Annotated in this window: 20 protein-coding genes; 18 read left to right on the forward strand and 2 right to left on the reverse strand. The window is 70.3% G+C overall.

The window, feature by feature from the left end:
- Window positions 1-23 precede the first annotated feature (23 nt).
- From ruvB to ACFY2L_RS31260, 6 genes are all read left to right on the forward strand, one after another.
- Entirely contained in the window at window positions 24-1,097 is a 1,074-nt protein-coding gene (ruvB, locus tag ACFY2L_RS31235; protein WP_390824043.1) for a Holliday junction branch migration DNA helicase RuvB, read from the forward strand.
- 177 nt (window positions 1,098-1,274) lie between these two features.
- A complete protein-coding gene (gene yajC, locus ACFY2L_RS31240) occupies window positions 1,275-1,790 on the forward strand; it encodes a preprotein translocase subunit YajC (RefSeq protein WP_390660902.1) in 516 nt (171 codons plus the stop codon).
- Between the two features lie 133 nt (window positions 1,791-1,923).
- Window positions 1,924-3,702: a protein translocase subunit SecD gene (gene secD / locus ACFY2L_RS31245; RefSeq protein WP_390824044.1), complete on the forward strand. Its 1,779-nt coding sequence runs from the start codon at window positions 1,924-1,926 to the stop codon at window positions 3,700-3,702.
- A 2-nt stretch (window positions 3,703-3,704) separates the two neighbouring features.
- Entirely contained in the window at window positions 3,705-4,805 is a 1,101-nt protein-coding gene (secF, locus tag ACFY2L_RS31250; RefSeq protein WP_390660947.1) for a protein translocase subunit SecF, read from the forward strand.
- Entirely contained in the window at window positions 4,802-5,350 is a 549-nt protein-coding gene (locus ACFY2L_RS31255; RefSeq protein WP_390660904.1) for an adenine phosphoribosyltransferase, read from the forward strand. Before secF ends, ACFY2L_RS31255 begins: the two co-directional genes overlap by 4 nt.
- 171 nt (window positions 5,351-5,521) lie before the next feature.
- Window positions 5,522-8,017 (forward strand): RelA/SpoT family protein, encoded by a 2,496-nt coding sequence (locus ACFY2L_RS31260; protein WP_390824045.1) that lies wholly within the window; start codon window positions 5,522-5,524, stop codon window positions 8,015-8,017.
- Between the two features lie 66 nt (window positions 8,018-8,083).
- Here the strand turns inward: ACFY2L_RS31260 and ACFY2L_RS31265 are convergent, their stop codons facing one another.
- Both ACFY2L_RS31265 and ACFY2L_RS31270 read right to left on the reverse strand, forming a co-directional pair.
- Window positions 8,084-9,313, reverse strand: a complete 1,230-nt coding sequence (locus ACFY2L_RS31265; RefSeq protein ID WP_390660906.1) for a DUF349 domain-containing protein — start codon at window positions 9,311-9,313, stop codon at window positions 8,084-8,086.
- A 166-nt stretch (window positions 9,314-9,479) separates the two neighbouring features.
- Window positions 9,480-10,301: a peptidylprolyl isomerase gene (locus ACFY2L_RS31270; RefSeq protein ID WP_390660907.1), complete on the reverse strand. Its 822-nt coding sequence runs from the start codon at window positions 10,299-10,301 to the stop codon at window positions 9,480-9,482.
- A 200-nt stretch (window positions 10,302-10,501) separates the two neighbouring features.
- Here ACFY2L_RS31270 and ACFY2L_RS31275 point away from each other — a divergent pair, with 200 nt between their 5' ends.
- The 12 genes from ACFY2L_RS31275 (at window position 10,502) to ACFY2L_RS31330 (ending at window position 23,522) form a co-directional block, all read left to right on the forward strand.
- A complete protein-coding gene (locus ACFY2L_RS31275) occupies window positions 10,502-11,212 on the forward strand; it encodes an MBL fold metallo-hydrolase (protein ID WP_390824047.1) in 711 nt (236 codons plus the stop codon).
- A 13-nt stretch (window positions 11,213-11,225) separates the two neighbouring features.
- Window positions 11,226-12,488, forward strand: coding sequence for a histidine--tRNA ligase (gene hisS, locus ACFY2L_RS31280; protein WP_390824048.1), 1,263 nt, complete (start codon window positions 11,226-11,228; stop codon window positions 12,486-12,488).
- A 170-nt stretch (window positions 12,489-12,658) separates the two neighbouring features.
- Window positions 12,659-13,303, forward strand: a complete 645-nt coding sequence (locus tag ACFY2L_RS31285) for a hypothetical protein (protein ID WP_390824049.1) — start codon at window positions 12,659-12,661, stop codon at window positions 13,301-13,303.
- A gap of 381 nt (window positions 13,304-13,684) precedes the next feature.
- Entirely contained in the window at window positions 13,685-14,344 is a 660-nt protein-coding gene (locus tag ACFY2L_RS31290) for a vitamin K epoxide reductase family protein (protein ID WP_390824050.1), read from the forward strand.
- Between the two features lie 56 nt (window positions 14,345-14,400).
- Window positions 14,401-15,756 carry a replication-associated recombination protein A gene (locus ACFY2L_RS31295; protein ID WP_390660912.1) on the forward strand — a complete coding sequence of 452 codons (1,356 nt, stop codon included), beginning with the start codon at window positions 14,401-14,403 and terminating at the stop codon, window positions 15,754-15,756.
- A 297-nt stretch (window positions 15,757-16,053) separates the two neighbouring features.
- Window positions 16,054-16,668 carry a 30S ribosomal protein S4 gene (gene rpsD / locus ACFY2L_RS31300; RefSeq protein WP_015661793.1) on the forward strand — a complete coding sequence of 205 codons (615 nt, stop codon included), beginning with the start codon at window positions 16,054-16,056 and terminating at the stop codon, window positions 16,666-16,668.
- Window positions 16,669-16,882: 214 nt separating this feature from the next.
- The gene (locus tag ACFY2L_RS31305; protein ID WP_390660913.1) at window positions 16,883-17,323 is read left to right on the forward strand and encodes a DUF948 domain-containing protein; all 441 of its coding nucleotides are present in this window, start codon (window positions 16,883-16,885) and stop codon (window positions 17,321-17,323) included.
- A gap of 9 nt (window positions 17,324-17,332) precedes the next feature.
- The gene (locus ACFY2L_RS31310) at window positions 17,333-17,677 is read left to right on the forward strand and encodes a hypothetical protein (RefSeq protein WP_390660914.1); all 345 of its coding nucleotides are present in this window, start codon (window positions 17,333-17,335) and stop codon (window positions 17,675-17,677) included.
- On the forward strand, window positions 17,677-20,349 hold the full coding sequence (gene alaS, locus ACFY2L_RS31315; RefSeq protein ID WP_390660915.1) for an alanine--tRNA ligase: 2,673 nt from the start codon (window positions 17,677-17,679) through the stop codon (window positions 20,347-20,349). Before ACFY2L_RS31310 ends, alaS begins: the two co-directional genes overlap by 1 nt.
- A gap of 8 nt (window positions 20,350-20,357) precedes the next feature.
- Entirely contained in the window at window positions 20,358-20,822 is a 465-nt protein-coding gene (ruvX, locus tag ACFY2L_RS31320) for a Holliday junction resolvase RuvX (protein WP_390660916.1), read from the forward strand.
- A gap of 125 nt (window positions 20,823-20,947) precedes the next feature.
- Complete coding sequence (mltG, locus tag ACFY2L_RS31325; protein WP_390824051.1) at window positions 20,948-22,669, forward strand: endolytic transglycosylase MltG; 1,722 nt, start codon at window positions 20,948-20,950, stop codon at window positions 22,667-22,669.
- The gene (locus ACFY2L_RS31330) at window positions 22,650-23,522 is read left to right on the forward strand and encodes a shikimate dehydrogenase (protein ID WP_390824052.1); all 873 of its coding nucleotides are present in this window, start codon (window positions 22,650-22,652) and stop codon (window positions 23,520-23,522) included. Before mltG ends, ACFY2L_RS31330 begins: the two co-directional genes overlap by 20 nt.
- Window positions 23,523-23,658 lie beyond the last annotated feature (136 nt).

Raw genomic sequence — 23,658 nt, forward strand, 5'->3', positions numbered from 1 at the left:
ACCACCCCTGAGGCACATCACTTATGAACTGGGACGACACGACCGACAGCGAGGCCGCCGGCGAACGGCTGGTGGGCTCCGTCGCCGACCGCGAGGACCAGGCCGTCGAGGCGGCCCTGCGCCCCAAGGACCTGGGCGAGTTCATCGGCCAGGAGAAGGTCCGCGAACAGCTCGACCTCGTCCTGCGTGCCGCACGCGCCCGTGGGGCGACCGCCGACCACGTGCTGCTCTCCGGCGCCCCCGGCCTCGGCAAGACCACCCTCTCGATGATCATCGCGGCGGAGATGGGCGCCCCCATCCGCATCACCTCCGGCCCCGCCATCCAGCACGCCGGCGACCTCGCCGCGATCCTCTCCTCTCTCCAGGAGGGCGAGGTCCTCTTCCTCGACGAGATCCACCGCATGTCCCGGCCCGCCGAGGAGATGCTGTACATGGCGATGGAGGACTTCCGCGTCGACGTCATCGTCGGCAAGGGCCCCGGCGCCACCGCCATCCCCCTCGAACTGCCCCCCTTCACCCTGGTCGGCGCCACCACGCGCGCGGGCCTGCTGCCGCCCCCGCTGCGCGACCGCTTCGGCTTCACCGCGCACATGGAGTTCTACGAGCCCGCCGAACTGCAGCGCGTGATCCACCGCTCCGCGAACCTCCTCGACGTCGAGATCGACACCGCCGGCGCCGGCGAGATCGCCGGCCGCTCCCGCGGCACCCCCCGCATCGCCAACCGCCTGCTGCGCCGCGTCCGCGACTACGCGCAGGTCAAGGCCGACGGCGTGATCACCCGGGACATCGCCTCGGCGGCCCTCGCCGTCTACGAGGTCGACGGGCGCGGCCTCGACCGCCTCGACCGCGCGGTCCTGGAGGCGCTGCTGAAACTGTTCGGCGGCGGCCCGGTCGGCCTGTCCACGCTCGCCGTCGCCGTGGGGGAGGAGCGCGAGACGGTGGAAGAGGTGGCCGAGCCGTTCCTCGTGCGCGAGGGACTGCTCGCCCGCACCCCGCGCGGACGCGTGGCCACCCCCGCCGCCTGGACGCACCTCGGCCTCACCCCGCCGCGCACCGCCGCGGCGGGAAACGGACAACAGGACCTGTTCGGGACCTGAGCGGTTCATCGGCGGGGGCAATGGCGGGGCCAGGAACCCAGGTGCCATGCTGAGCGTTGTTCCATGTGCGCGGACTCGCTTAGACTCCGCCGATGCCGCCGTTGTCGGCAGCACACAACACACCCCCATCCATCAGGCCGCTCAGCCATCGCGGTCGCTTGAAGGAAGTTCCGACCCGTGAGTCCTTTGACCCTCCTGCCGTTCATCGTGCTCATCGGGGCCATGTTCCTGATGACCCGGTCGGCCAAGAAGAAGCAGCAGCAGGCCGCCGACATGCGGAACCAGATGCAGCCCGGCAGTGGCGTCCGCACCATCGGGGGCATGTACGCGACGGTCAAGGAGGTCAGTGACGACACGGTCCTCCTCGACGCCGGCCCGGGCGTGGAACTGCTCTTCGCGAAGAACGCGATCGGCGCCGTGCTGACGGACGACGAGTACAACCGCATCGTCCACGGCATCGAGCACGACCTGAAGTCCGACTCCGACGTCGTCCCGGACGACGCCTCCTCCCTCACCGAGCCCGCCGACGCCGACGAGTCCGCCGACGAAGCTGCCGCCGCCGCCGACGACACGTCCGTCGACCTCGGCAAGAAGGACGAGGCCGGGACGAAGGCCGCCGGGACCGAGGCCCAGCAGGCCGAGGCCGACGAGGAGCCGAAGAAGTCCGACGGCGACTCCGACGCGAAGAAGTAGTCACGCCCCCGGGGCACACGGGTCACACCCGTGCGCCCCGGGGCGTGCGCATCTCGCAGGGGATCCCGACTACATGTCATGGCCGCCGCCGCGCTGACCCGGCGCGAGGCGGCCCGAGAGGGAGTACAAGAAGGTGGCAGCACCTAAGAAGGGCCGGAACGCGAGCGCCCAGAGCAAGCCGGGGCGCTCGCTGGCCCTGATCCTGATCGCCATCGTGGGGCTCACCGGGGGCATGTTCCTCTCCGGACACACCACTCCGCGTCTCGGCATCGACCTTGCCGGCGGCACCAGCATCACGCTGGAGGCGAAGGCCGACCAAGGGTCCGCGATCAACAAGGCCAACATGGACACCGCGGTCGAGATCATGAACCGCCGTGTCAACGGCCTGGGCGTCTCCGAGGCGGAGGTGCAGACCCAGGGCGAGCGCAACATCATCGTGAACATCCCGAAGGGCACCAACTCCAAGGAAGCCCGGGATCAGGTCGGCACCACCGCCAAGCTGTACTTCCGTCCGGTCCTCGCCCAGGAGGCCACCGGCGCCGCCGCCGCCTCGCCGAGCGCGTCCGCCAGCGGCTCCTCCAGCGCCTCGCCCAGTGCCTCGGCGAGCCCGTCGGCGAGCTCCACCGGGGAGAAGGCGACCTCCTCGACGTCCCCGTCGGCCACCGCCACCTCGCAGGGCCGTGCCGTCACCGACGCGCTGAAGGCCGACTCCACGCCGTCCGCGTCCGCCAGCGGCAGCGCCAAGGCCTCCGCCAGCCCCTCGGCCTCCGCGAGCAGCGGTGCCGACGCCGAGTCCGCCGCGCTCCAGGCCAAGTACGCGGCCCTGGACTGCAGCAAGGAGTCCGTCCGCGCCAAGGCCGCCGAGGGCGTCAAGCCCGGCGACCCGACCGTGGCCTGCGGTGAGATCGACAAGGTCTGGTACAAGTACCTGCTCGGCCCGGCCGCCGTCGACGGCACCGAGGTCGAGAAGGCCCGGGCCGTCTTCGACACGCAGGGTGCCGCCGGCTGGCAGGTCACCATGGACTTCAACTCCAAGGGGACGAAGAAGTTCGCCGACGTCACGACCCAGCTCGCGCAGAACACCCAGCCGCAGAACGAGTTCGCCATCGTCCTCGACGGCGACGTCGTCTCCAGCCCCTTCGTGCAGAACGCGATCACCGGCGGCAACGCCCAGATCTCCGGCAGCTTCACCCAGGACGAGGCCCAGAACCTCGCCAACATGCTGTCGTACGGCGCGCTCCCGCTCTCCTTCAAGGAGCAGAGCGTGACCACCGTGACCGCCGCCCTCGGCGGTGACCAGCTGCACGCCGGTCTGCTCGCCGGCGCCATCGGCCTCGCCCTGGTCGTGATCTACCTGGTGGCCTACTACCGGGGCCTGTCGCTCATCGCGATCGCCTCGCTGCTGGTCTCCGCGGCCCTCACCTACGTGCTCATGGCGTTGCTCGGCCCGGCCATCGGCTTCGCGCTGAACCTGCCCGCCGTCTGTGGCGCCATCGTCGCCATCGGCATCACAGCGGACTCGTTCATCGTGTACTTCGAACGCATCCGGGACGAGATCCGTGAAGGCCGCACCCTGCGCCCCGCCGTCGAGCGGGCCTGGCCGCGTGCCCGGCGCACCATCCTGGTCTCCGACTTCGTGTCGTTCCTCGCCGCCGCCGTGCTGTTCATCGTCACCGTCGGCAAGGTCCAGGGCTTCGCGTTCACGCTGGGTCTGACCACCGTCCTCGACGTCGTCGTGGTCTTCTTCTTCACCAAGCCGCTGATGACGCTGCTGGCCCGCCGGAAGTTCTTCGCCGACGGCCACAAGTGGTCCGGGCTCGACCCGAAGAGCCTGGGTGCCAAGCCCCCGCTGCGCCGCACCCGCCGTCCCGCCGGTCCCGTCGCCGGCCCCGTCGAGACGAAGGAGGCGTGAGCGTGTCGAAACTCGGCAACCTCGGCGCCCGACTGCACCGTGGCGAGGTCAGCTACGACTTCATCGGCCACCGCAAGCTCTGGTACGGCATCTCGGTCCTGATCACCATCACGGCCATCCTGGGCCTGGCGGTGCGCGGCCTGAACATGGGCATCGACTTCCAGGGCGGCGCGGTCTTCACCACCCCGAAGACCAGCGTCTCCGTCTCCCAGGCGGAGACCTACGCGGAAGAGGCCTCCGGCCACCAGGCGGTCGTGCAGAAGCTCGGCAACGACACCCTGCGCATCCAGATCGCCGGCATGGACACCCAGCAGTCCGACGAGATCAAGAACAAGCTCGCCGAGGACTTCAAGGTCGACCCGGAGAAGATCGCCGCCGACCTCGTGGGCCCCAGCTGGGGTGACCAGATCGCCAACAAGGCCTGGCAGGGTCTGGCGATCTTCATGGTCCTCGTCGTGATCTACCTGGCCATCGCCTTCGAGTGGCGCATGGCCATCGCGGCGCTCGTCGCCCTGATCCACGACATCACCATCACCGTCGGCATCTACGCCCTGGTCGGCTTCGAGGTCACGCCCGGTACGGTGATCGGTCTGCTGACCATCCTCGGTTACTCGCTGTACGACACCGTCGTCGTCTTCGACTCCCTCAAGGAACAGACGAAGGACCTCACCAAACAGACCCGCTTCACCTACAGCGAGGTCGCCAACCGCTCGATCAACGGCACCCTGGTCCGCTCCATCAACACCACCGTGGTCGCGCTCCTGCCGGTGGCCGGCCTGCTGTTCATCGGCGGCGGTGTCCTCGGCGCGGGCACGCTCAACGACATCTCGCTGTCGCTGTTCGTCGGCCTCGCGGCCGGTGCGTACTCCTCGATCTTCATCGCCACGCCGCTCGTCGCCGACCTCAAGGAGCGCGAGCCGCAGATGAAGGCCCTCAGGAAGCGTGTCCTGGCCAAGCGCGCCCAGGCGGCAGCGGCCGACGAGCCGGCGGGGGCCCGCGGCCTCGCGGACGACCACGAGGACGCCACTCCGGCCGTCGTCGGACCGCGCGACCAGTCCGCGCCGCGCGGCGGCCGCCGCCGTGCCTCGGGGAAGCGCCGATGACCGAGCTCGCGGACACCACGACCCTGCTGCTCAGCCGCATCCGTGACGTGGCCGACTACCCGGAGCCGGGCGTGATGTTCAAGGACATCACCCCGCTCCTGGCGGACCCGGCGGCGTTCACCGCGCTCACCGACACCTTCGCCGGGATCGCCGAGCGCACCGGCGCCACCAAGGTCGTCGGCCTGGAGGCCCGGGGCTTCATCCTGGGCGCCCCGGTCGCCGTCCGGGCCGGCCTCGGCTTCATCCCCGTCCGCAAGGCGGGCAAGCTCCCCGGAGCCACCCTCAGCCAGGCCTACGACCTGGAGTACGGCTCGGCGGAGATCGAGGTGCACGCCGAGGACCTCACCGCCGAGGACCGGATCCTGATCGTCGACGACGTGCTCGCCACCGGCGGCACCGCCGAGGCCGCGATCCAGCTCATCCACCGCGCCGGCGCCCAGGTCGCGGGCGTCGCCGTCCTGATGGAGCTGAGCTTCCTCGACGGCCGCCCCCGCCTGGAGGCGGCGCTCGGCGAGGCCCCGCTGGAATCACTGCTGACCGTCTGAGAACCGCCGTACGGCAAGGGGGCGGGCCCGGAGGAATCCGGCGCCCGCCCCTTGCGTTTCTCCGGTAGACGGCCCTCACATCGGCCTGAAGGCGATCCTGGAGCTCAGGATCGCTACGATGGGTGCTCCGGAGCCTGACCGGGGGACCCGGATCGCGCACGAGGAGTCCTCTTGCCAGACGAGGCCCAGCACCTGACCGCCGCCAAGCCCGAGACCGCTTCGGCGCCCGCGGCCAAGCCTGCGCAGCACGACGCCCGCGGGCCGGTCGAGCACGACCGTTCCGCGCCCGTCGACAAGCCGGCCGACCAAGCGCGCCCCAAGCCGGCCCCGCCCGAGCGCCCGGCGGCGGCGCAGCCACCGGCCCGTTCCGGCTCCTCCAACCGCGTCCGCGCCCGCCTCGCCCGCCTCGGCGTCCAGCGCGCCAACCCGTACAACCCGGTTCTGGAGCCCCTGCTGCGGATAGTGCGCAGCAACGACCCCAAGATCGAGACGGCCACGCTGCGGCAGATCGAGAAGGCCTACCAGGTCGCCGAGCGCTGGCACCGCGGCCAGAAGCGCAAGAGCGGCGACCCGTACATCACCCACCCCCTCGCGGTGACCACGATCCTCGCCGAGCTGGGCATGGACCCCGCCACCCTCATGGCGGGCCTGCTGCACGACACCGTCGAGGACACCGAGTACGGCCTCGACGACCTGCGCCGCGACTTCGGCGACGTCGTCGCGCTGCTCGTCGACGGCGTCACCAAGCTGGACAAGGTCAAGTTCGGCGAGGCCGCGCAGGCCGAGACCGTGCGCAAGATGGTCGTCGCGATGGCCAAGGACCCGCGCGTCCTGGTCATCAAGCTCGCCGACCGCCTGCACAACATGCGCACCATGCGCTACCTCAAGCGCGAGAAGCAGGAGAAGAAGGCGCGCGAGACCCTGGAGATCTACGCGCCGCTCGCCCACCGCCTGGGCATGAACACCATCAAGTGGGAACTGGAGGACCTCGCCTTCGCGATCCTCTACCCCAAGATGTACGACGAGATCGTAAGGCTGGTGGCCGAAAGGGCACCCAAGCGTGACGAGTACCTGGCCATAGTGACCGACGAGGTCCAGTCCGACCTGCGGGCCGCCCGCATCAAGGCGACCGTCACCGGCCGCCCCAAGCACTACTACAGCGTCTACCAGAAGATGATCGTCCGCGGCCGTGACTTCGCGGAGATCTACGACCTGGTGGGCATCCGCGTCCTCGTCGACACGGTCCGCGACTGCTACGCCGCCCTCGGCACCGTGCACGCGCGATGGAACCCGGTCCCCGGCCGGTTCAAGGACTACATCGCGATGCCCAAGTTCAACATGTACCAGTCGCTGCACACGACGGTCATCGGCCCCAACGGCAAGCCGGTCGAACTCCAGATCCGCACGTTCGACATGCACCGCCGCGCCGAGTACGGCATCGCCGCGCACTGGAAGTACAAGCAGGAGGCCGTCGCGGGCGCCTCCAAGGTGCGTACGGACGCGCCCAAGTCGTCCGGCAAGGACAAGGACGCCATCAACGACATGGCGTGGCTGAGGCAGTTGCTGGACTGGCAGAAGGAGACCGAGGACCCCAGCGAGTTCCTGGAGTCCCTGCGTTTCGACCTGTCCCGCAACGAGGTCTTCGTCTTCACCCCCAAGGGCGATGTCATAGCGCTCCCGGCCGGGGCCACCCCGGTCGACTTCGCCTACGCCGTCCACACCGAGGTCGGCCACCGCACCATAGGAGCGCGGGTCAACGGCCGGCTCGTACCGCTCGAATCGACCCTGGACAACGGCGACTTGGTGGAGGTCTTCACCTCCAAGGCGACCGGCGCCGGCCCCTCCCGCGACTGGCTCGGCTTCGTCAAGTCGCCGCGGGCCCGCAACAAGATCCGGGCGTGGTTCTCCAAGGAGCGCCGCGACGAGGCGATCGAGCACGGCAAGGACGCCATCGCGCGGGCGATGCGCAAGCAGAACCTGCCGATCCAGCGCATCCTCACCGGCGACTCGCTGGTCACCCTGGCGCACGAGATGCGCTACCCGGACATCTCCTCGCTCTACGCGGCGATCGGCGAGGGCCATGTCGCCGCGCAGAACGTCGTGCAGAAGCTGGTGCAGGCGCTCGGCGGCGAGGAGGCGGCCACCGAGGAGATGGACGAGGCGGTCCCGCCGTCGCGCGGCCGGAGCCGCAAGCGGCGCAGCAACCAGGACCCCGGCGTCGTGGTCAAGGGCGTCGACGACGTCTGGGTCAAGCTGGCCCGCTGCTGTACGCCCGTCCCCGGCGACCCGATCATCGGTTTCGTCACGCGCGGTAGTGGCGTATCGGTTCACCGCAGCGACTGCGTCAACGTGGAGTCACTGTCCCGGGAGCCGGAGCGCATCCTCGCGGTCGAGTGGGCGCCCACGCAGTCCTCGGTCTTCCTGGTCGCCATCCAGGTCGAGGCCCTTGACCGGTCCCGGCTGCTGTCGGACGTCACCCGCGTCCTGTCCGACCAGCACGTCAACATCCTGTCCGCGGCCGTCCAGACCTCCCGCGACCGGGTCGCCACCTCCCGCTTCACCTTCGAGATGGGCGACCCCAAGCACCTGGGGCACGTGCTGAAGGCCGTACGGGGCGTGGAGGGCGTGTACGACGTCTACCGCGTGACGTCGGCCCGCCGGCCGTAACCGCCGCCGGACACACGCGAGAGGCCCCCGTACACCACGTACGGGGGCCTCTCGCGCGGGACGGGGTCAGCCGCCGAACTCCTGCAGCCCCTTCAGCGCCTGGTCCAGCAGGGCCTGGCGGCCCTCCAACTCGCGCTCCAGCTTCTCCGCGCGCGCGGAGTTGCCCTGGGCGCGGGCCTGCTCGATCTGCGCCTTCAGCTTGTCCACCGCGGCCTGCAGCTGGCCGGTCAGCCCCTCGGCACGCGCGCGTGCCTCCGGGTTGGTGCGGCGCCACTCGGCCTCCTCGGCCTCCTGGAGCGCCCGCTCCACGGTGTGCATCCGGCCCTCGACCTTCGGCCGGGCGTCCCGCGGCACGTGACCGACGGACTCCCAGCGCTCGTTGATCGAACGGAACGCGGCACGCGCCGCCTTCAGGTCGCCGATCGGCAGGAGCTTCTCGGCCTCCTCGGCCAGCTCCTCCTTGAGCTTCAGGTTCTCGGCCTGCTCCGCGTCCCGCTCGGCGAAGACCGAGCTGCGCGCGGCGAAGAAGACGTCCTGGGCGCCGCGGAAGCGGTTCCACAGGTCGTCCTCGTGCTCGCGCTGGGCGCGCCCGGCGGCCTTCCAGTCGGCCATCAGCTCGCGGTAGCGGGCGGCGGTCGGACCCCAGTCCGTCGAGCCCGACAGCGCCTCGGCCTCGGCGACCAGCCGCTCCTTCGTGCGGCGGGCCTCCTCGCGCTGCGCGTCCAGCTGCGCGAAGTGCGCCTTGCGGCGCTTGGAGAACGCCGAGCGCGCGTGCGAGAACCGGTGCCACAGCTCGTCGTCGGACTTGCGGTCCAGGCGCGGCAGGCCCTTCCAGGTGTCGACCAGGGCCCGCAGCCGCTCACCGGCCGCCCGCCACTGGTCGGACTGTGCCAGCTGCTCCGCCTCGACGACCAGGTCCTCCTTGGCCTTGCGGGCCTCGTCGGACTGCCTGGCCCGCTGCTGCTTGCGCTCCTCGCGGCGCGACTCGACCGTCTGCACCAGCTTGTCCAGCCGGGCCCGCAGCGCGTCCAGGTCGCCGACCGCGTGATGCGCGTCGACCTGCTCGCGGATGTGGTCGATGGCGACCTGCGCGTCCTTGGCCGACAGATCGGTCGTCTGCACTCGCTTCTCGAGGAGGCCGATCTCGACAACCAGGCCCTCGTACTTGCGCTCGAAGTAGGCCAGCGCCTCCTCGGGGGAGCCTGCCTGCCAGGAACCGACGACCTGCTCGCCATCGGCCGTACGCACGTACACGGTCCCCGTCTCGTCGACGCGGCCCCACGGGTCGCTGCTCACAGCGCCTCCTCCACATGATGCCTCCGAGGGGCTTCGGCGCCCCTGGGCATCGTCCACAGTTTCGTCACGGCCAACATAGGCGACCGGCGGGGCGCCTGTCCGCATCCAGCGCGACCGAAATTCCGCTGTTGGCCGCCCGGACCTCGGGACTCGCCGCCCCCGGCCGTCAGGACTTCGTGACCGTCGCCTTGTCGATCACGACCGTCGCGTTCGGGGCGCCGTCACCGGCGCCCGTGTTCTCCCCCGCGGCGGCGATCTTCTGCAGCACCTTCATGCCGGCGGCCGAGACCGTACCGAAGGGGGTGTAGCTCGGCGGGAGCGAACTGTCCTGGTAGACCAGGAAGAACTGGCTGCCGCCGGTGTGCGCCTGCCCCGTGTTGGCCATCGCGACCGTGCCCGCCGGGTACACGTTGTCCTTGAGGCTCTTGTCCTTCAGATTCTCGTCCGGAATGGTGTAGCCGGGACCCCCGCTGCCGCTGCCCGACGGGTCGCCGCACTGCAGCACGTAGATGCCGTTGGTGGTCAGGCGGTGGCACTTCGTGTGGTCGAAGTAGCCCTTTCCGGCAAGGAAGTTGAACGAGTTGACGGTGTGCGGGGCCGCGGCCGTCTTGAGCGCTATGTCGATCTCACCGCAGGTCGTCGCCAGCTTCATGGTGTAGTCCGCCGACTTGTCGACGGTCATGGCCGGCTCCTTCTTCCAGGTCAGCTCCTTGACCTTGCCGGCGGCGGCCTTCTCGCACGGGTCCTTCGCGGCGCTGGGCGAGGCGTTCGGGGACGCCTCCGCGCTGGCGTTCGCCTTGTCGTCCTTGTCGTCCTTGAGGACGCCGGTCGTGTAGAGCGCCAGGCTGCCCACCAGGATCACGCCGAGGACCGACGCGATCACCGAGTTGCGCACGCGCGCCTTGCGCCGCGCGGCCGTGCGGCGCTGCTGCTGCCGCAAGAACTTCTCCCGGGCGAGCTGACGCTTGCGCTGTTCCTGGGTGACCACCGGGTTCTCTCCTCGTGCGTCTCGTGCGTCGACGGGTACGCGTGCGTCTTGTGAGCCGACCGCGTGCGTGTGCCCCGTACCGTATATGGGTTCGCTGAGGAAACGGCAGCGCCGGTAGTCTCTGACCACAGGTGAAGACCGTCGGGGCCCCCGAGAGGGCGTCGACAAGCCCTCCCGTACCGACACAACGAAGGACGATCGTGCTCATTGCCGGGTTCCCCGCCGGGGCCTGGGGGACGAACTGTTATCTCGTCGCCCCCGCCGCCGGTGAGGAGTGCGTGATCATCGACCCGGGCCACCAGGCGGCCCCCGGAGTCGAGGAAGCACTGAAGAAGCATCGGCTCAAGCCCGTCGCCGTCGTCCTCACCCACGGCCACCTCGACCATGTGGCCTCGGTCGTCCCGGTGTGCGGCGCGCACGACGTACCGGCCTGGATCCACCCCGAGGACCGGTACATGATGAGCGACCCCGAGAAGGCGCTCGGCCGGTCCATCGGGATGCCGCTGCTGGGCGAGCTGACCGTGGGGGAGCCGGACGACGTCCGCGAGCTGACCGACGGCGTGCGGCTGGACCTGGCGGGCCTGCAGTTCTCCGTCGCGCACGCGCCCGGCCATACCAAGGGGTCGGTGACCTTCCGGATGCCCGGGACGACCGAGATCCCCTCGGTCTTCTTCTCCGGGGATCTGCTGTTCGCCGGCTCCATCGGACGCACCGACCTGCCCGGCGGTGACATGGCCGAGATGCTCGACTCGCTGGCCCGCGTGTGCCTGCCGCTCGACGACTCGACCGTGGTGCTGTCCGGCCACGGCCCCCAGACGACCATCGGCCAGGAGCGCGCCACCAACCCGTATCTGCGGCAGGTGGCCGCCGGCGGCCAGGGAGCGTCCCAGGCTCCCCGACGAGGAATGTGACGAGAGACCTTCCGTGAGCACCTTCAAGGCCCCCAAGGGCACGTACGACCTGCTGCCGCCCGATTCCGCCAAGTACCTCGCCGTCCGTGAGGCGATCGCCGCGCCGCTGCGCAACTCCGGCTACGGCTACGTCGAGACGCCCGGCTTCGAGAGCGTGGAACTGTTCGCCCGCGGCGTCGGCGAGTCCACCGACATCGTGACCAAGGAGATGTACGCCTTCGAGACCAAGGGCGGCGACAGGCTCGCCCTGCGTCCCGAGGGCACCGCGTCCGTCCTGCGCGCCGCGCTGGAGGCCAATCTGCACAAGGCGGGCAACCTCCCGGTCAAGCTCTGGTACTCCGGCTCCTACTACCGCTACGAGCGCCCCCAGAAGGGCCGTTACCGCCACTTCTCCCAGGTCGGCGCCGAGGCGATCGGCGCGGAGGACCCGGCGCTTGACGCCGAGCTGATCATCCTGGCCGACCAGGCGTACCGCTCGCTGGGTCTGCGCGACTTCCGGATCCTGCTGAACAGCCTGGGCGACAAGGAGTGCCGTCCCGTCTACCGGGCCGCCCTGCAGGACTTCCTGCGCGGCCTGGACCTGGACGAGGACACCCTGCGCCGCGCGGAGATCAACCCGCTGCGGGTCCTGGACGACAAGCGCGAGTCGGTCCAGAAGCAGCTCGGGGACGCGCCGCTGCTGAGGGACTACCTCTGCGACGCCTGCAAGGCGTACCACGAGGAGGTCCGTGAGCTGATCAGGGCGGCGGGCGTGGCCTTCGAGGACGACCCGAAGCTGGTCCGCGGCCTCGACTACTACACCCGCACGACCTTCGAGTTCGTCCACGACGGTCTGGGCTCCCAGTCCGCGGTGGGCGGCGGCGGCCGCTACGACGGTCTGTCGGAGATGATCGGCGGCCCGGCGCTGCCGTCCGTCGGCTGGGCGCTGGGCGTCGACCGCACGGTCCTGGCCCTGGAGGCGGAGGGCGTCGAACTCGACCTGCCGTCCCCGACGTCCGTCTTCGCGGTGCCGCTGAGCGAGGACGCGCGCCGGCTGCTGTTCGCGAAGGTCACCGAGCTGCGCAAGCTCGGTGTCGCGGCCGACTTCTCCTTCGGTGTCAAGGGGCTCAAGGGCGCCATGAAGAACGCCAACCGCAGCGGGGCGCGGTACGCGGTCATCGCGGGTGAGCGCGACCTCGCCGAGGGCGTCGTCCAGCTCAAGGACATGGAGTCCGGCGAGCAGACGGCGATCGGCGTGAACGAGATCGTGGCGGAGCTGGAGGCGCGGCTCGGCTGAGTGCGCGACGAAGGCGCCGGGTCCCAGGGCCCGGCGCCTTCGTCATGCCGCCGGCTCTCCTCCCGGTACCCGGGTACGTGGCGGTTTCCGTGTTTCCACGGAGGCGCCCCGGCCCGCGGCACGCGAGGGTCGTCCCTGTCCGTGGGACGAAGGACGAGGGGGACCGCGCTGTGAAAATCGTGATCGTCGAGCGGTGGAAGGACGCGGTCCGCCCGGGACCGGACACCGGACTCCGCCACATCCTGTGGCCCGCGTCCTTTCCGGGCACCTCCCGGGCCCGGATCCCCGCGCACGCGCTCGCCGGTCTGCTCTTCACCACCGCGATGTGCCAGGCCTTCCTGCTCTTCTACTGGGCCGACAACGCCCAGGTGCGCGGGGAGTACCGCCGCGCCGCCCTGTGGCTGACGTCGGTGATCATGGCCGTGCCGGTCCTGCTGATGCGCGAGGTGCTGAAAGGCGCCCTGCGGGGCTGGAAGGGGGCCTGGTACAAGCTGCTGACCGCCGCTGCCTGGATCCCGTCGGTCCCCGCGCTCTTCCTCGTCCTGCTGCTGGTGACCCAGCAGACCCGCGGCACCTTCTGCACCGGGGGCACCCACCCGCCCGAGCATCCCCTGCCGGAGTACGCGGCCCCCCTCTGCATCGCGCTGTCACTGGCAGCCGGATCATCGGCCGCGTGGCTCGTCTGGGTGGTCTCGCGCCGCCGGGCCCGGTCCGTGCATCTGTACCGGGCGTGGCTCGCCGCGCTCCTCGTCACCCTCGTCGCGGGCCTGGCCCCGTGGCTGGAGTCGGCCCAGACCTGCCGCACCGGAGCCTGACGCCCCCGGCCGCGGCACCACGGTCGAGCAGCCCGAACCGCATCGCGCTCGTCATCCCGAACCGCATCGCGCTCGTCACCGCGGCCGTCCGTCAACCCGGCGGGTGCGGATTCGTCCTGCCAGACGATTCCGAAGCGCGAGCGCCACGCGCACGAGCGCGACGCGCGCGTGTGCCCGTCTCCCGGGCCGGGCCCAGCGTCCTGACCTCGCCCGCGTCCCGGGTCGCGGTGCCGTTGTCCTGCTCCGAGACTCGGCCGGAATCGAACGCCGGGGGACGACCGCGCGTACTTCCTTATGTCCACCGAACGGTGGATACCCGGCCCGGTGCGGCACAATGGCCCCTGCCCGAAGCTGGCCCCTCTCAACGACGGAATCGGCGTGATGAGCAAGACGACAGTCAAAGACGTCTCCACGGAGTCCGAGCCCGAGCGCGACACCGCGTCCGCGACCCGGACGGTGGGCGGCAGCCGCGCGTTCGCGATCCTGCTGATCATCACCGGCGCGGCCGGACTGCTCGCCGCGTGGGTCATCACGATCGACAAGTTCAAGCTGCTCGAGGCCAAGGTCGCCGGCACGACCTTCACGCCCGGCTGCAGCCTGAACCCCGTGGTCTCCTGCGGCAGCGTCATGGAGTCCAAGCAGGCCGCCGCCTTCGGGTTCCCCAACCCGATGCTCGGCCTGGTCTGCTACGGCATCGTCGTCTGCGTCGGCATGAGCCTGCTCGCCCGCGCCCGTTTCCCGCGCTGGTACTGGCTCACCTTCAACTTCGGCACGCTCTTCGGCGTGGCCTTCTGCACCTGGCTGCAGTTCCAGTCGCTGTACCGGATCAACGCCCTGTGCCTGTGGTGCTCGCTGGCCTGGGTCGCCACCATCATCATGTTCTGGTACGTGACCTCCTTCAACGTCCGCAACGACTTCCTGCCGGCCCCGCGCTGGCTGAAGAGCTTCTTCGGCGAGTTCACCTGGGTCGTGCCCGTGCTGCACATCGGGATCATCGGCATGCTGATCCTGACCCGCTGGTGGGAGTTCTGGACCAGCTGACGGCCCCCCTCGCCCGGCCCGGCGGGATTGTCAGCGGTGTGATTTAGGGTTTCAGCGTGGAGCCCGACCTGTTCACCGCCGCAGCAGAAGAACGCCAGGAGAAGGACCCCGCCGGGAGTCCGCTGGCGGTCCGGATGCGCCCGCGCACCCTCGACGAGGTCGTGGGCCAGCAGCACCTGCTGAAGCCGGGCTCCCCCCTGCGCCGCCTGGTCGGCGAGGGCGCCAAGGGCCCGGCCGGGCCCTCCTCGGTGATTCTCTGGGGGCCGCCCGGCACCGGCAAGACGACCCTGGCGTACGTCGTGTCGAAGGCGACGAACAAGCGCTTCGTCGAGCTCTCCGCGATCACCGCCGGCGTCAAGGAGGTCCGCGCGGTCATCGAGGGCGCCCGCCGCGCCACCGGCGGCTACGGCAAGGAGACCGTCCTCTTCCTCGACGAGATCCACCGCTTCAGCAAGGCCCAGCAGGACTCGCTCCTGCCGGCCGTCGAGAACCGCTGGGTGACCCTGATCGCGGCGACGACGGAGAACCCGTACTTCTCGGTGATCTCCCCGCTCCTGTCCCGCTCCCTGCTCCTCACCCTGGAGCCCCTCACCGACGACGACCTGCGCGGGCTCATCCGGCGCGCCCTGGCCGACGAGCGCGGCCTCAAGGGCGCCGTCACCCTCCCCGAGGACACGGAGGCCCACCTCCTGCGCATCGCCGGCGGCGACGCCCGCCGCGCCCTGACCGCCCTGGAGGCCGCCGCCGGGGCCGCCCTCGACCAGGACGAGAGCGAGATCAGCCTCCAGACCCTGGAGCAGACCGTCGACCGGGCGGCGGTGAAGTACGACCGTGACGGCGACCAGCACTACGACGTCGCCAGCGCCCTGATCAAGTCGATCAGGGGCTCCGACGTCGACGCCGCCCTGCACTACCTGGCCCGCATGATCGAGGCCGGCGAGGACCCCCGTTTCATCGCCCGCCGCCTGATGATCTCGGCCAGCGAGGACGTCGGCCTCGCCGACCCGGGCGCCCTGACCATCGCGGTCGCCGCCGCCCAGGCCGTCGCGATGATCGGCTTCCCCGAGGCCGCGCTCACCCTCAGCCACGCCACCATCGCCCTCGCCCTGGCCCCCAAGTCCAACTCCGCGACGACCGCGATCGGCGCCGCCCTGGACGACGTACGCAAGGGCCTGGCCGGACCCGTGCCGCCCCATCTGCGCGACGGGCACTACAAGGGCGCCGCCAAGCTGGGACACGCCCAGGGGTACGTGTACCCGCACGACCTGCCGGAGGGCATCGCCACCCAGCAGTACGCGCCGGACGCGATCAAGGACCGGGAGTACTACACCCCGACGCGGCACGGCGCCGAGGCGCGCTACGCGGACGCCGTGGAGTGGACCAGGAAGCACCTGGGTCGAAAGCGGTCCTGAGCACCCTGTAAACTCGCTCGGAGTGCTGGGTCCCGTGCAGTCAGAACGGGACAGTCAGCCGGAGCGGGTCCCCGGACCGGCTCCAGGAGCGTCGCGCACCGTCGAACGGTGTCGCGGGCAGCCCACCACCACCCGCAGTTCCGGGACGGTCGGTGGGCCACTCGCGTGCTGCACGTATGTGCCCAGACCAGGGGAGCGGCTGCCCGGCAGGTCCCATGAGGACCCGGCGGGTTTCCCCGGCTGCGGATGCGACCTCCCTCAACTCTGACAAGCCGAAAACCAGGAAATGAGAGACAAGTGGCGAACCAGTCCCGCCCCAAGGTCAAGAAGTCGCGTGCCCTCGGCATCGCGCTGACCCCGAAGGCCGTCAAGTACTTCGAGGCCCGCCCCTACCCGCCGGGTGAGCACGGCCGTGGCCGCAAGCAGAACTCGGACTACAAGGTCCGTCTGCTGGAGAAGCAGCGCCTGCGCGCGCAGTACGACGTGTCCGAGCGCCAGCTCGTCCGCGCCTACGAGCGTGCCTCCAAGGTCCAGGGCAAGACCGGTGAGGCCCTGATCATCGAGCTCGAGCGCCGTCTCGACGCGCTGGTCCTGCGTTCGGGCATCGCCCGCACCATCTACCAGGCCCGCCAGATGGTCGTGCACGGCCACATCGAGGTCAACGGCCAGAAGGTCGACAAGCCGTCGTTCCGTGTCCGTCCCGACGACGTCGTGATGGTCCGTGAGCGCAGCCGCGAGAAGACCCTCTTCTCCATCGCCCGTGAGGGCGGCTTCGCCCCCGAGGGTGAGACCCCGCGCTACCTCCAGGTGAACCTCAAGGCCCTGGCGTTCCGCCTGGACCGTGAGCCGAACCGCAAGGAGATCCCGGTGATCTGCGACGAGCAGCTCGTCGTCGAGTACTACGCCCGCTGATCTCCCGGCGGCCGTAGCACTTCCGCGCCCGGGCCCGTCGTCCTCCCGCCCCTCGGGGCGGGCGGGGCGGCGGGCCTTCGCGCACCCCTAATCCGGTACGGACCGGCCGCGTGGGCGCGATAGGCTCGCCTCCAGAGAGAGGCGTTCACAGACAGCGTTCTCAAGACCGCGTCCTGGGGACAGCGGTCCTGAAACAGCAGGGAGCGGGTGCGCAGTGTCCGGTGGTGAGGTGGCCGGGATCCTGGTGGCCGTCTTCTGGGCGATCCTGGTCTCCTTCCTCGCCGTCGCGCTGGCGAGGCTGGCCCAGACGCTCAGGGCGACCACCAAGCTGGTCGCGGACGTGACCGACCAGGCCGTCCCGCTGCTGGCCGACGCCTCCGCCGCGGTGCGCTCGGCGCAGACCCAGATCGACCGGGTCGACGCGATCGCCTCCGACGTCCAGGAGGTCACGTCGAACGCCTCCGCGCTCTCGACGACCGTCGCCTCCACCTTCGGCGGCCCCCTGGTCAAGGTCGCCGCGTTCGGGTACGGCGTACGCCGGGCCCTCGGCGGCCGCAAGGACGACGTACCCGCCAGCAAGCCCCGGCGTACCGTGATCGTGGGCCGTACGGTCTCCCGGCGCGAGAAGCGGAACGCCCGTGGAAAGAGGGACTGAGAGCCAGCCATGTTCCGCCGTACGTTCTGGTTCACCACAGGCGTCGCCGCCGGTGTGTGGGCCACCACCAAGGTCAACCGCAAGCTGAGGCAGCTGACCCCCGAGAGCCTCGCCGCGACCGCGGCCAACAAGGCGCTCGAGACGGGAGCGCGCCTGAAGGACCGCGCGGTGGGCTTCGCGCTCGACGTCCGCGAGAACATGGCCCAGCGGGAGGCCGAGCTGGAGGACGCCCTCGGCATCCACGCAGACCCCGAGCTTCCCGCGCCCCGGCGGTTCGCCGCCCTCGAGAACAGCAGCAACCCGAAGTACATCGAGAACACGACGTACTCGTACAACCGGAATGAGGACCACTGATGGAGTCGGCCGAGATTCGCCGCCGCTGGCTGAGCTTCTTCGAGGAGCGCGGGCACACCGTCGTCCCTTCGGCGTCGCTCATCGCGGACGACCCGACTCTGCTCCTCGTCCCCGCCGGCATGGTGCCCTTCAAGCCCTACTTCCTGGGTGAGGTCAAGCCGCCCTTCCAGCGCGCCACCAGCGTGCAGAAGTGCGTGCGCACGCCCGACATCGAAGAGGTCGGCAAGACCACCCGCCACGGCACGTTCTTCCAGATGTGCGGCAACTTCTCCTTCGGCGACTACTTCAAGGAAGGCGCCATCAAGTACGCCTGGGAGCTGCTCACCACGCCCCAGGACAAGGGGGGTTACGGCCTGGAGCCGGAGCGCCTGTGGATCACCGTCTACAAGGACGACGACGAGGCCGAGCGCATCTGGCACGAGGTCGTCGGTGTGCCGAAGGAGCGCATCCAGCGCCTCGGCATGAAGGACAACTACTGGTCCATGGGCGTCCCCGGCCCCTGCGGCCCCTGCTCCGAGATCAACTACGACCGCGGCCCCGAGTTCGGCGTCGAGGGCGGCCCCGCCGTCAACGACGAGCGGTACGTGGAGATCTGGAACCTCGTCTTCATGCAGTACGAGCGGGGCGAGGGCATCGGCAAGGACAACTTCGAGATCCTCGGCGAGCTCCCGAGCAAGAACATCGACACGGGCCTCGGCCTGGAGCGCCTCGCCATGATTCTGCAGGGCGTGCAGAACATGTACGAGATCGACACCTCGATGGCCGTCATCAAGAAGGCCACCGAACTGACCGGCGTGGCCTACGGCGACGCCCACGACTCGGACGTCTCGCTGCGCGTGGTCACCGACCACATGCGCACCTCCGTGATGCTCATCGGCGACGGCGTGACTCCCGGCAACGAGGGCCGCGGTTACGTGCTGCGCCGCATCATGCGGCGCGCCATCCGCAACATGCGCCTGCTGGGCGCCACCGGCCCGGTCGTCAAGGACCTCATCGACACCGTCATCGGGATGATGGGGCAGCAGTACCCGGAGCTGGTCACCGACCGCGAGCGCATCGAGAACGTCGCCCTCGCCGAGGAGGCCCGCTTCCTCAAGACGCTCAACGCCGGTACGAACGTGCTGGACGGCGCCGTGAGCGAGACCAAGGCCGCCGGCTCCGCCGTCCTGCCCGGCGACAAGGCCTTCCTGCTCCACGACACCTGGGGCTTCCCGATCGACCTCACCCTGGAGATGGCCGCCGAGCAGGGCCTCTCCGTGGACGAGGAGGGCTTCCGCCGCCTGATGAAGGAGCAGCGGGAGCGCGCCAAGGCCGACGCCCAGGCGAAGAAGACCGGTCACGCCGGCGCCGGCGCCTACCGGGAGATCGCCGACAAGGCCGGCGAGACCGAGTTCATCGGCTACTCCGACACCGAGGGCGAGTCCACGGTCGTCGGCATCCTCGTCGACGGCGTCTCCTCCCCGGCCGCCACCGAGGGCGACGAGGTCGAGATCGTGCTCGACCGCACCCCGTTCTACGCCGAGGGCGGCGGCCAGATCGGCGACACCGGCCGGCTCAAGGTGGGCTCCGGCGCCGTCGTCGAGGTCCGCGACACCCAGAAGCCGGTCCCGGGCGTCTACGTCCACAAGGGCGTCGTCCAGGTCGGCGAGGTGACCGTCGGCGACCTCGTCCACGCCACGATCGACTCCCGGCGCCGCAAGGCCATCGCCCGCGCCCACTCGGCCACCCACCTCACCCACCAGGCCCTGCGCGACGCCCTCGGCCCCACGGCCGCCCAGGCCGGTTCGGAGAACCAGCCCGGCCGCTTCCGCTTCGACTTCGGCTCCCCGTCCGCCGTGCCCACGGCCGTCATGACCGACGTCGAGCAGAAGATCAACGAGGTGCTCGCCCGCGACCTCGACGTGCGCGCCGACGTCATGGGCATCGACGAGGCCAAGAAGCAGGGCGCCATCGCCGAGTTCGGCGAGAAGTACGGCGAGCGCGTCCGCGTGGTCACCATCGGCGACTTCTCCAAGGAGCTGTGCGGTGGCACGCACGTGCACAACACCGCCCAGCTGGGGCTGGTGAAGCTGCTCGGCGAGTCGTCGATCGGCTCGGGTGTGCGCCGTATCGAGGCCCTCGTCGGCGTCGACGCCTACCACTTCCTCGCCCGTGAGCACACGGTCGTCGCCCAGCTCCAGGAGCTCATCAAGGGCCGCCCGGAGGAGCTCCCGGAGAAGGTCTCCGCCATGCTCGGCAAGCTGAAGGACGCCGAGAAGGAGATCGAGAAGTTCCGCGCCGAGAAGGTGCTGCAGGCCGCCGCCGGTCTCGCCGAGTCCGCCGGGGACATCCGCGGCATCGCCGTGGTGACGGGGCAGGTTCCGGACGGCACGACCCCCGACGACCTGCGCAAGCTGGTCCTCGACGTGCGCGGCCGCATCCAGGGCGGCCGGGCCGCCGTGGTCGCCCTGTTCACGGTCAACAACGGCAAGCCGCTGACGGTGATCGCCACCAACGAGGCCGCCCGTGAGCGCGGTCTGAAGGCCGGCGACCTGGTGCGCACGGCGGCCAAGACCCTCGGCGGCGGCGGTGGCGGCAAGCCGGACGTCGCCCAGGGCGGTGGCCAGAACCCGGCCGCCGTGGGCGAGGCCGTCCAGGCCGTCGAGCGGCTCGTGGCGGAAACGGCCAAGTGAGTGGGCCGATGAGAAGGGGCCGTCGACTCGCGATCGACGTCGGGGACGCCCGGATCGGGGTCGCCTCGTGCGACCCCGACGGGATCCTCGCCACCCCGGTGGAGACGGTCCCCGGACGCGACCTCCCGGCAGCTCACCGCAGGCTGAAGCAGCTGGTCGAGGAGTACGAGCCGATCGAGGTCGTCGTCGGTCTCCCTCGCTCCCTCAAGGGGGGCGAGGGCCCGGCCGCGGTCAAGGTCCGCGGCTTCGCGCAGGAGCTCGCGAAGAGCATCGCGCCCGTGTCCGTACGCCTCGTGGACGAGCGGATGACGACCGTGACGGCCAGTCAGGGACTGCGTGCCTCGGGCGTGAAGTCCAAGAAGGGCCGGTCGGTGATCGACCAGGCGGCCGCTGTGATCATCCTTCAACAGGCCCTGGAATCCGAACGAGTGTCAGGTAAAGCACCGGGCGAGGGCGTCGAAGTGGTCATCTGATCGCGATACGGTAACGTTCCGCGTCGATGCGGCGGTGTTCGAACAGCCACCGCACAGAGAGAGGCGGAACGGTGACGGGCCCGGCGAAGGCCGCGTGATCGCCGCCTCGCGGCTCTAGGGGATCGATGACTGAGTATGGCCGGGGCCCAGGCTCCGAACCGTGGCATCCGGAGGACCCGTTGTACGGGGACGGCGGATGGGACGGGCAGCAGGCTCACATGGGCCAACAGCCTGCCTACGGCGGCCAGCCGCAGCACCACCACTACCCGCAGCAGCCGCAGCAGCCGGGATACGGCGACTGGGCCGACGGACAGGCGCAGCAGTACGACCAGCAGCAGTACGGTCAGCAGCAGTACCCGCAGCAGCCCTACGACCCCCAGCAGTACCCGCAGCAGTACGTCCCCCAGGGACAGCAGACCTATCACGAGGGGTACCAGGAGGGCGGCTGGGACGGCACCGGCACCCACGCCCACGTTCCGTACGCCGCCGATCCCGGTGATCCGTACGGCCAGCAGGCCGCCGCGTACGGCGCCGAGCAGCCCGACCTGTACGGCACCCCCGACGCGTATCCGCCCCCCGAACCGCCGGCCCGGCGGCGGGCCGAGCCGGAGGCCGAGGAGAAGACCGACTGGGACCCCGGGCCCGACCAGGGCGAGCACGCCTTCTTCGCGGGCGGCGGTGACGACGACGAGGACGACGACGAGCCGGACGGCGCGGGACGGCGGGGCCGCGGCGGCAAGGGCGCCAAGACGGCCAAGGGCAAGAAGAAGAGCCGCAACGGCTGCGCCTGCCTGGTCGTCGTACTGGTGTTCGCCGGCGGTATCGGCGGCGTCGGCTATTTCGGCTACGACTTCTACAAGAATCGTTACGGCGCGGCCCCGGACTACTCGGGCAACGGCACGAGCCAGGCGGTGAGCGTCCAGATTCCCGAGGGCGCGGGCGGTGCGGCCATCGGCCGGCTGCTGAAGGACGCCGGTGTGGTCAAGAGCGTCGACGCCTTCGTCTCCGCGGCCACGAACAACCCCGACGGGGACAAGATCCAGGCCGGCGCGTACATCCTGAAGAAGGAGATGTCCGCGAAAGCCGCCGTGGAGATGATGCTCGACGGGGACAGCCAGGCCAATGTGATGGTCACGCCCGGCCAGCGCAACGTGCGGGTCTACGAGGTCATCGACGAGAAACTCGGCCTTCCCGCCGGGGCCACCAAGAAGGTCGCCGAGAAGGAGTACAAGACCCTCGGACTGCCCAGCTGGGCGAACAACAACAGCGACATCAAGGACCCGCTGGAGGGCTTCCTCTTCCCGGGCACCTACCCCGCGGCCAAGGGAATGAAGCCCGAGTCGGTCCTGAAGGGGATGGTCGCCAAGGCCGCGAAGACCTACGCCTCGTACGACCTGGAGGCCAAGGCCAAGGCGTTCAAGCTGGACGACCCGCTGCAGGTCGTCACCGTGGCGAGCCTCGTCCAGGCCGAGGGCAAGACCGAGGACGACTACCGCAAGATGGCCGAGGTGATCTACAACCGCCTCGACCGCGCGAACCCCGAGACCTACGGATTCCTGCAGTTCGACTCGACCTTCAACTACCTGAGGGGCGAGAGCAAGATCGAGATCAGCGAGTCCGAGATCAACAGCAACAAGGACCCGTACAACACCTACACCAACAAGGGTCTGCCGCCCGGTCCGATCGGGAACCCGGGCGAAGTCGCGCTCAAGGCGACGCTGAACCCGACCGACGACGGCTGGTACTACTTCGTGGCGACCGACGGTGTGAGCAAGACCGAGTTCGCCAAGACGCACGAAGAATTCCAGAGGCTCAAGGACAAGTTCAATGAGAGCACGGGCAACTGACGCCCGCCGGGCCGCCGTGCTCGGCAGCCCCATCGCCCACTCCCTCTCCCCGGTGCTGCACCGCGCCGCGTACGAGGCGCTCGGGCTCGGCGGCTGGACGTACGACCGCTTCGAGGTCGACGAGGAGGCCCTGCCCGGCTTCGTCGAGCAGCTCGGCCCGGAGTGGGCCGGACTGTCGCTGACCATGCCGCTCAAGCGCGCGGTCATCCCGCTGCTCGACGAGATCAGCGAGACGGCGGCCTCCGTGGACGCGGTCAACACGCTGGTGTTCACCGAGGACGGCCGCCGGGTCGGCGACAACACCGACATCCCCGGCATGGTCGCCGCCCTGCGCGAGCACGGCGTCGAACAGGTCGACTCGGCCGCGATCCTCGGCGCCGGCGCCACCGCGTCCTCCGCGCTCGCCGCCCTGAGCAGGGTCTGCACAGGCGAGATCGTGGCCTACGTCCGCAGTGCGGCCCGCGCCGCCGAGATGCGGCAGTGGGGCGAGCGCCTCGACGTCGAGGTCCGGATCGCCGACTGGACCGAGGCGGCCGGCGCCCTGCGCTTCCCGCTGGTCGTCGCGACCACCCCGGCCGGCACGACGGACGCCCTGGCCGCCTCGGTGCCGGAGCGGCCCGCCACCCTCTTCGACGTGCTCTACGAGCCCTGGCCGACCGAGCTGGCCGCCCGCTGGTCCATGTTCGGAGGCGCCGTCGTCAGCGGGCTCGACCTGCTCGTCCACCAGGCCGTCCTGCAGGTGGAGCAGATGACCGGCCTGGCCCCGGCCCCGCTGCAGGCCATGCGCAAGGCGGGCGAACACGCGCTCGCCTCCCGGACGGACCCACGGCACCGGACCGATAACGCGCGGTGAGCCGCCTCCGTTCGTCCGTCTAATGGACCGGACCGCCGATCAGGCCCGCGGACGTGGGAGGATCGAGGTGGCTGGCCGGAGCCGCGCACCCGGTCACGCCGACGACGTACGCGAGGACGCGCGTAGGGCAGTACCA

It is taken from the genome of Streptomyces sp. NPDC001381, assembly GCF_042895685.1.
GTDB lineage: Bacteria > Actinomycetota > Actinomycetes > Streptomycetales > Streptomycetaceae > Streptomyces.

What these genes read in the sequence shown, in the direction of transcription:
- ruvB (WP_390824043.1), top strand. Translation starts at nt 24, where the DNA reads ATGAACTGGGACGACACGACCGACAGCGAGGCCGCCGGCGAACGGCTG.
- ACFY2L_RS31255 (WP_390660904.1), top strand. Translation starts at nt 4,802, where the DNA reads ATGACCGAGCTCGCGGACACCACGACCCTGCTGCTCAGCCGCATCCGT.
- ACFY2L_RS31290 (WP_390824050.1), top strand. Translation starts at nt 13,685, where the DNA reads ATGAGCAAGACGACAGTCAAAGACGTCTCCACGGAGTCCGAGCCCGAG.
- ACFY2L_RS31310 (WP_390660914.1), top strand. Translation starts at nt 17,333, where the DNA reads ATGTTCCGCCGTACGTTCTGGTTCACCACAGGCGTCGCCGCCGGTGTG.
- alaS (WP_390660915.1), top strand. Translation starts at nt 17,677, where the DNA reads ATGGAGTCGGCCGAGATTCGCCGCCGCTGGCTGAGCTTCTTCGAGGAG.
- ruvX (WP_390660916.1), top strand. Translation starts at nt 20,358, where the DNA reads ATGAGAAGGGGCCGTCGACTCGCGATCGACGTCGGGGACGCCCGGATC.
- mltG (WP_390824051.1), top strand. Translation starts at nt 20,948, where the DNA reads ATGACTGAGTATGGCCGGGGCCCAGGCTCCGAACCGTGGCATCCGGAG.
- ACFY2L_RS31330 (WP_390824052.1), top strand. Translation starts at nt 22,650, where the DNA reads ATGAGAGCACGGGCAACTGACGCCCGCCGGGCCGCCGTGCTCGGCAGC.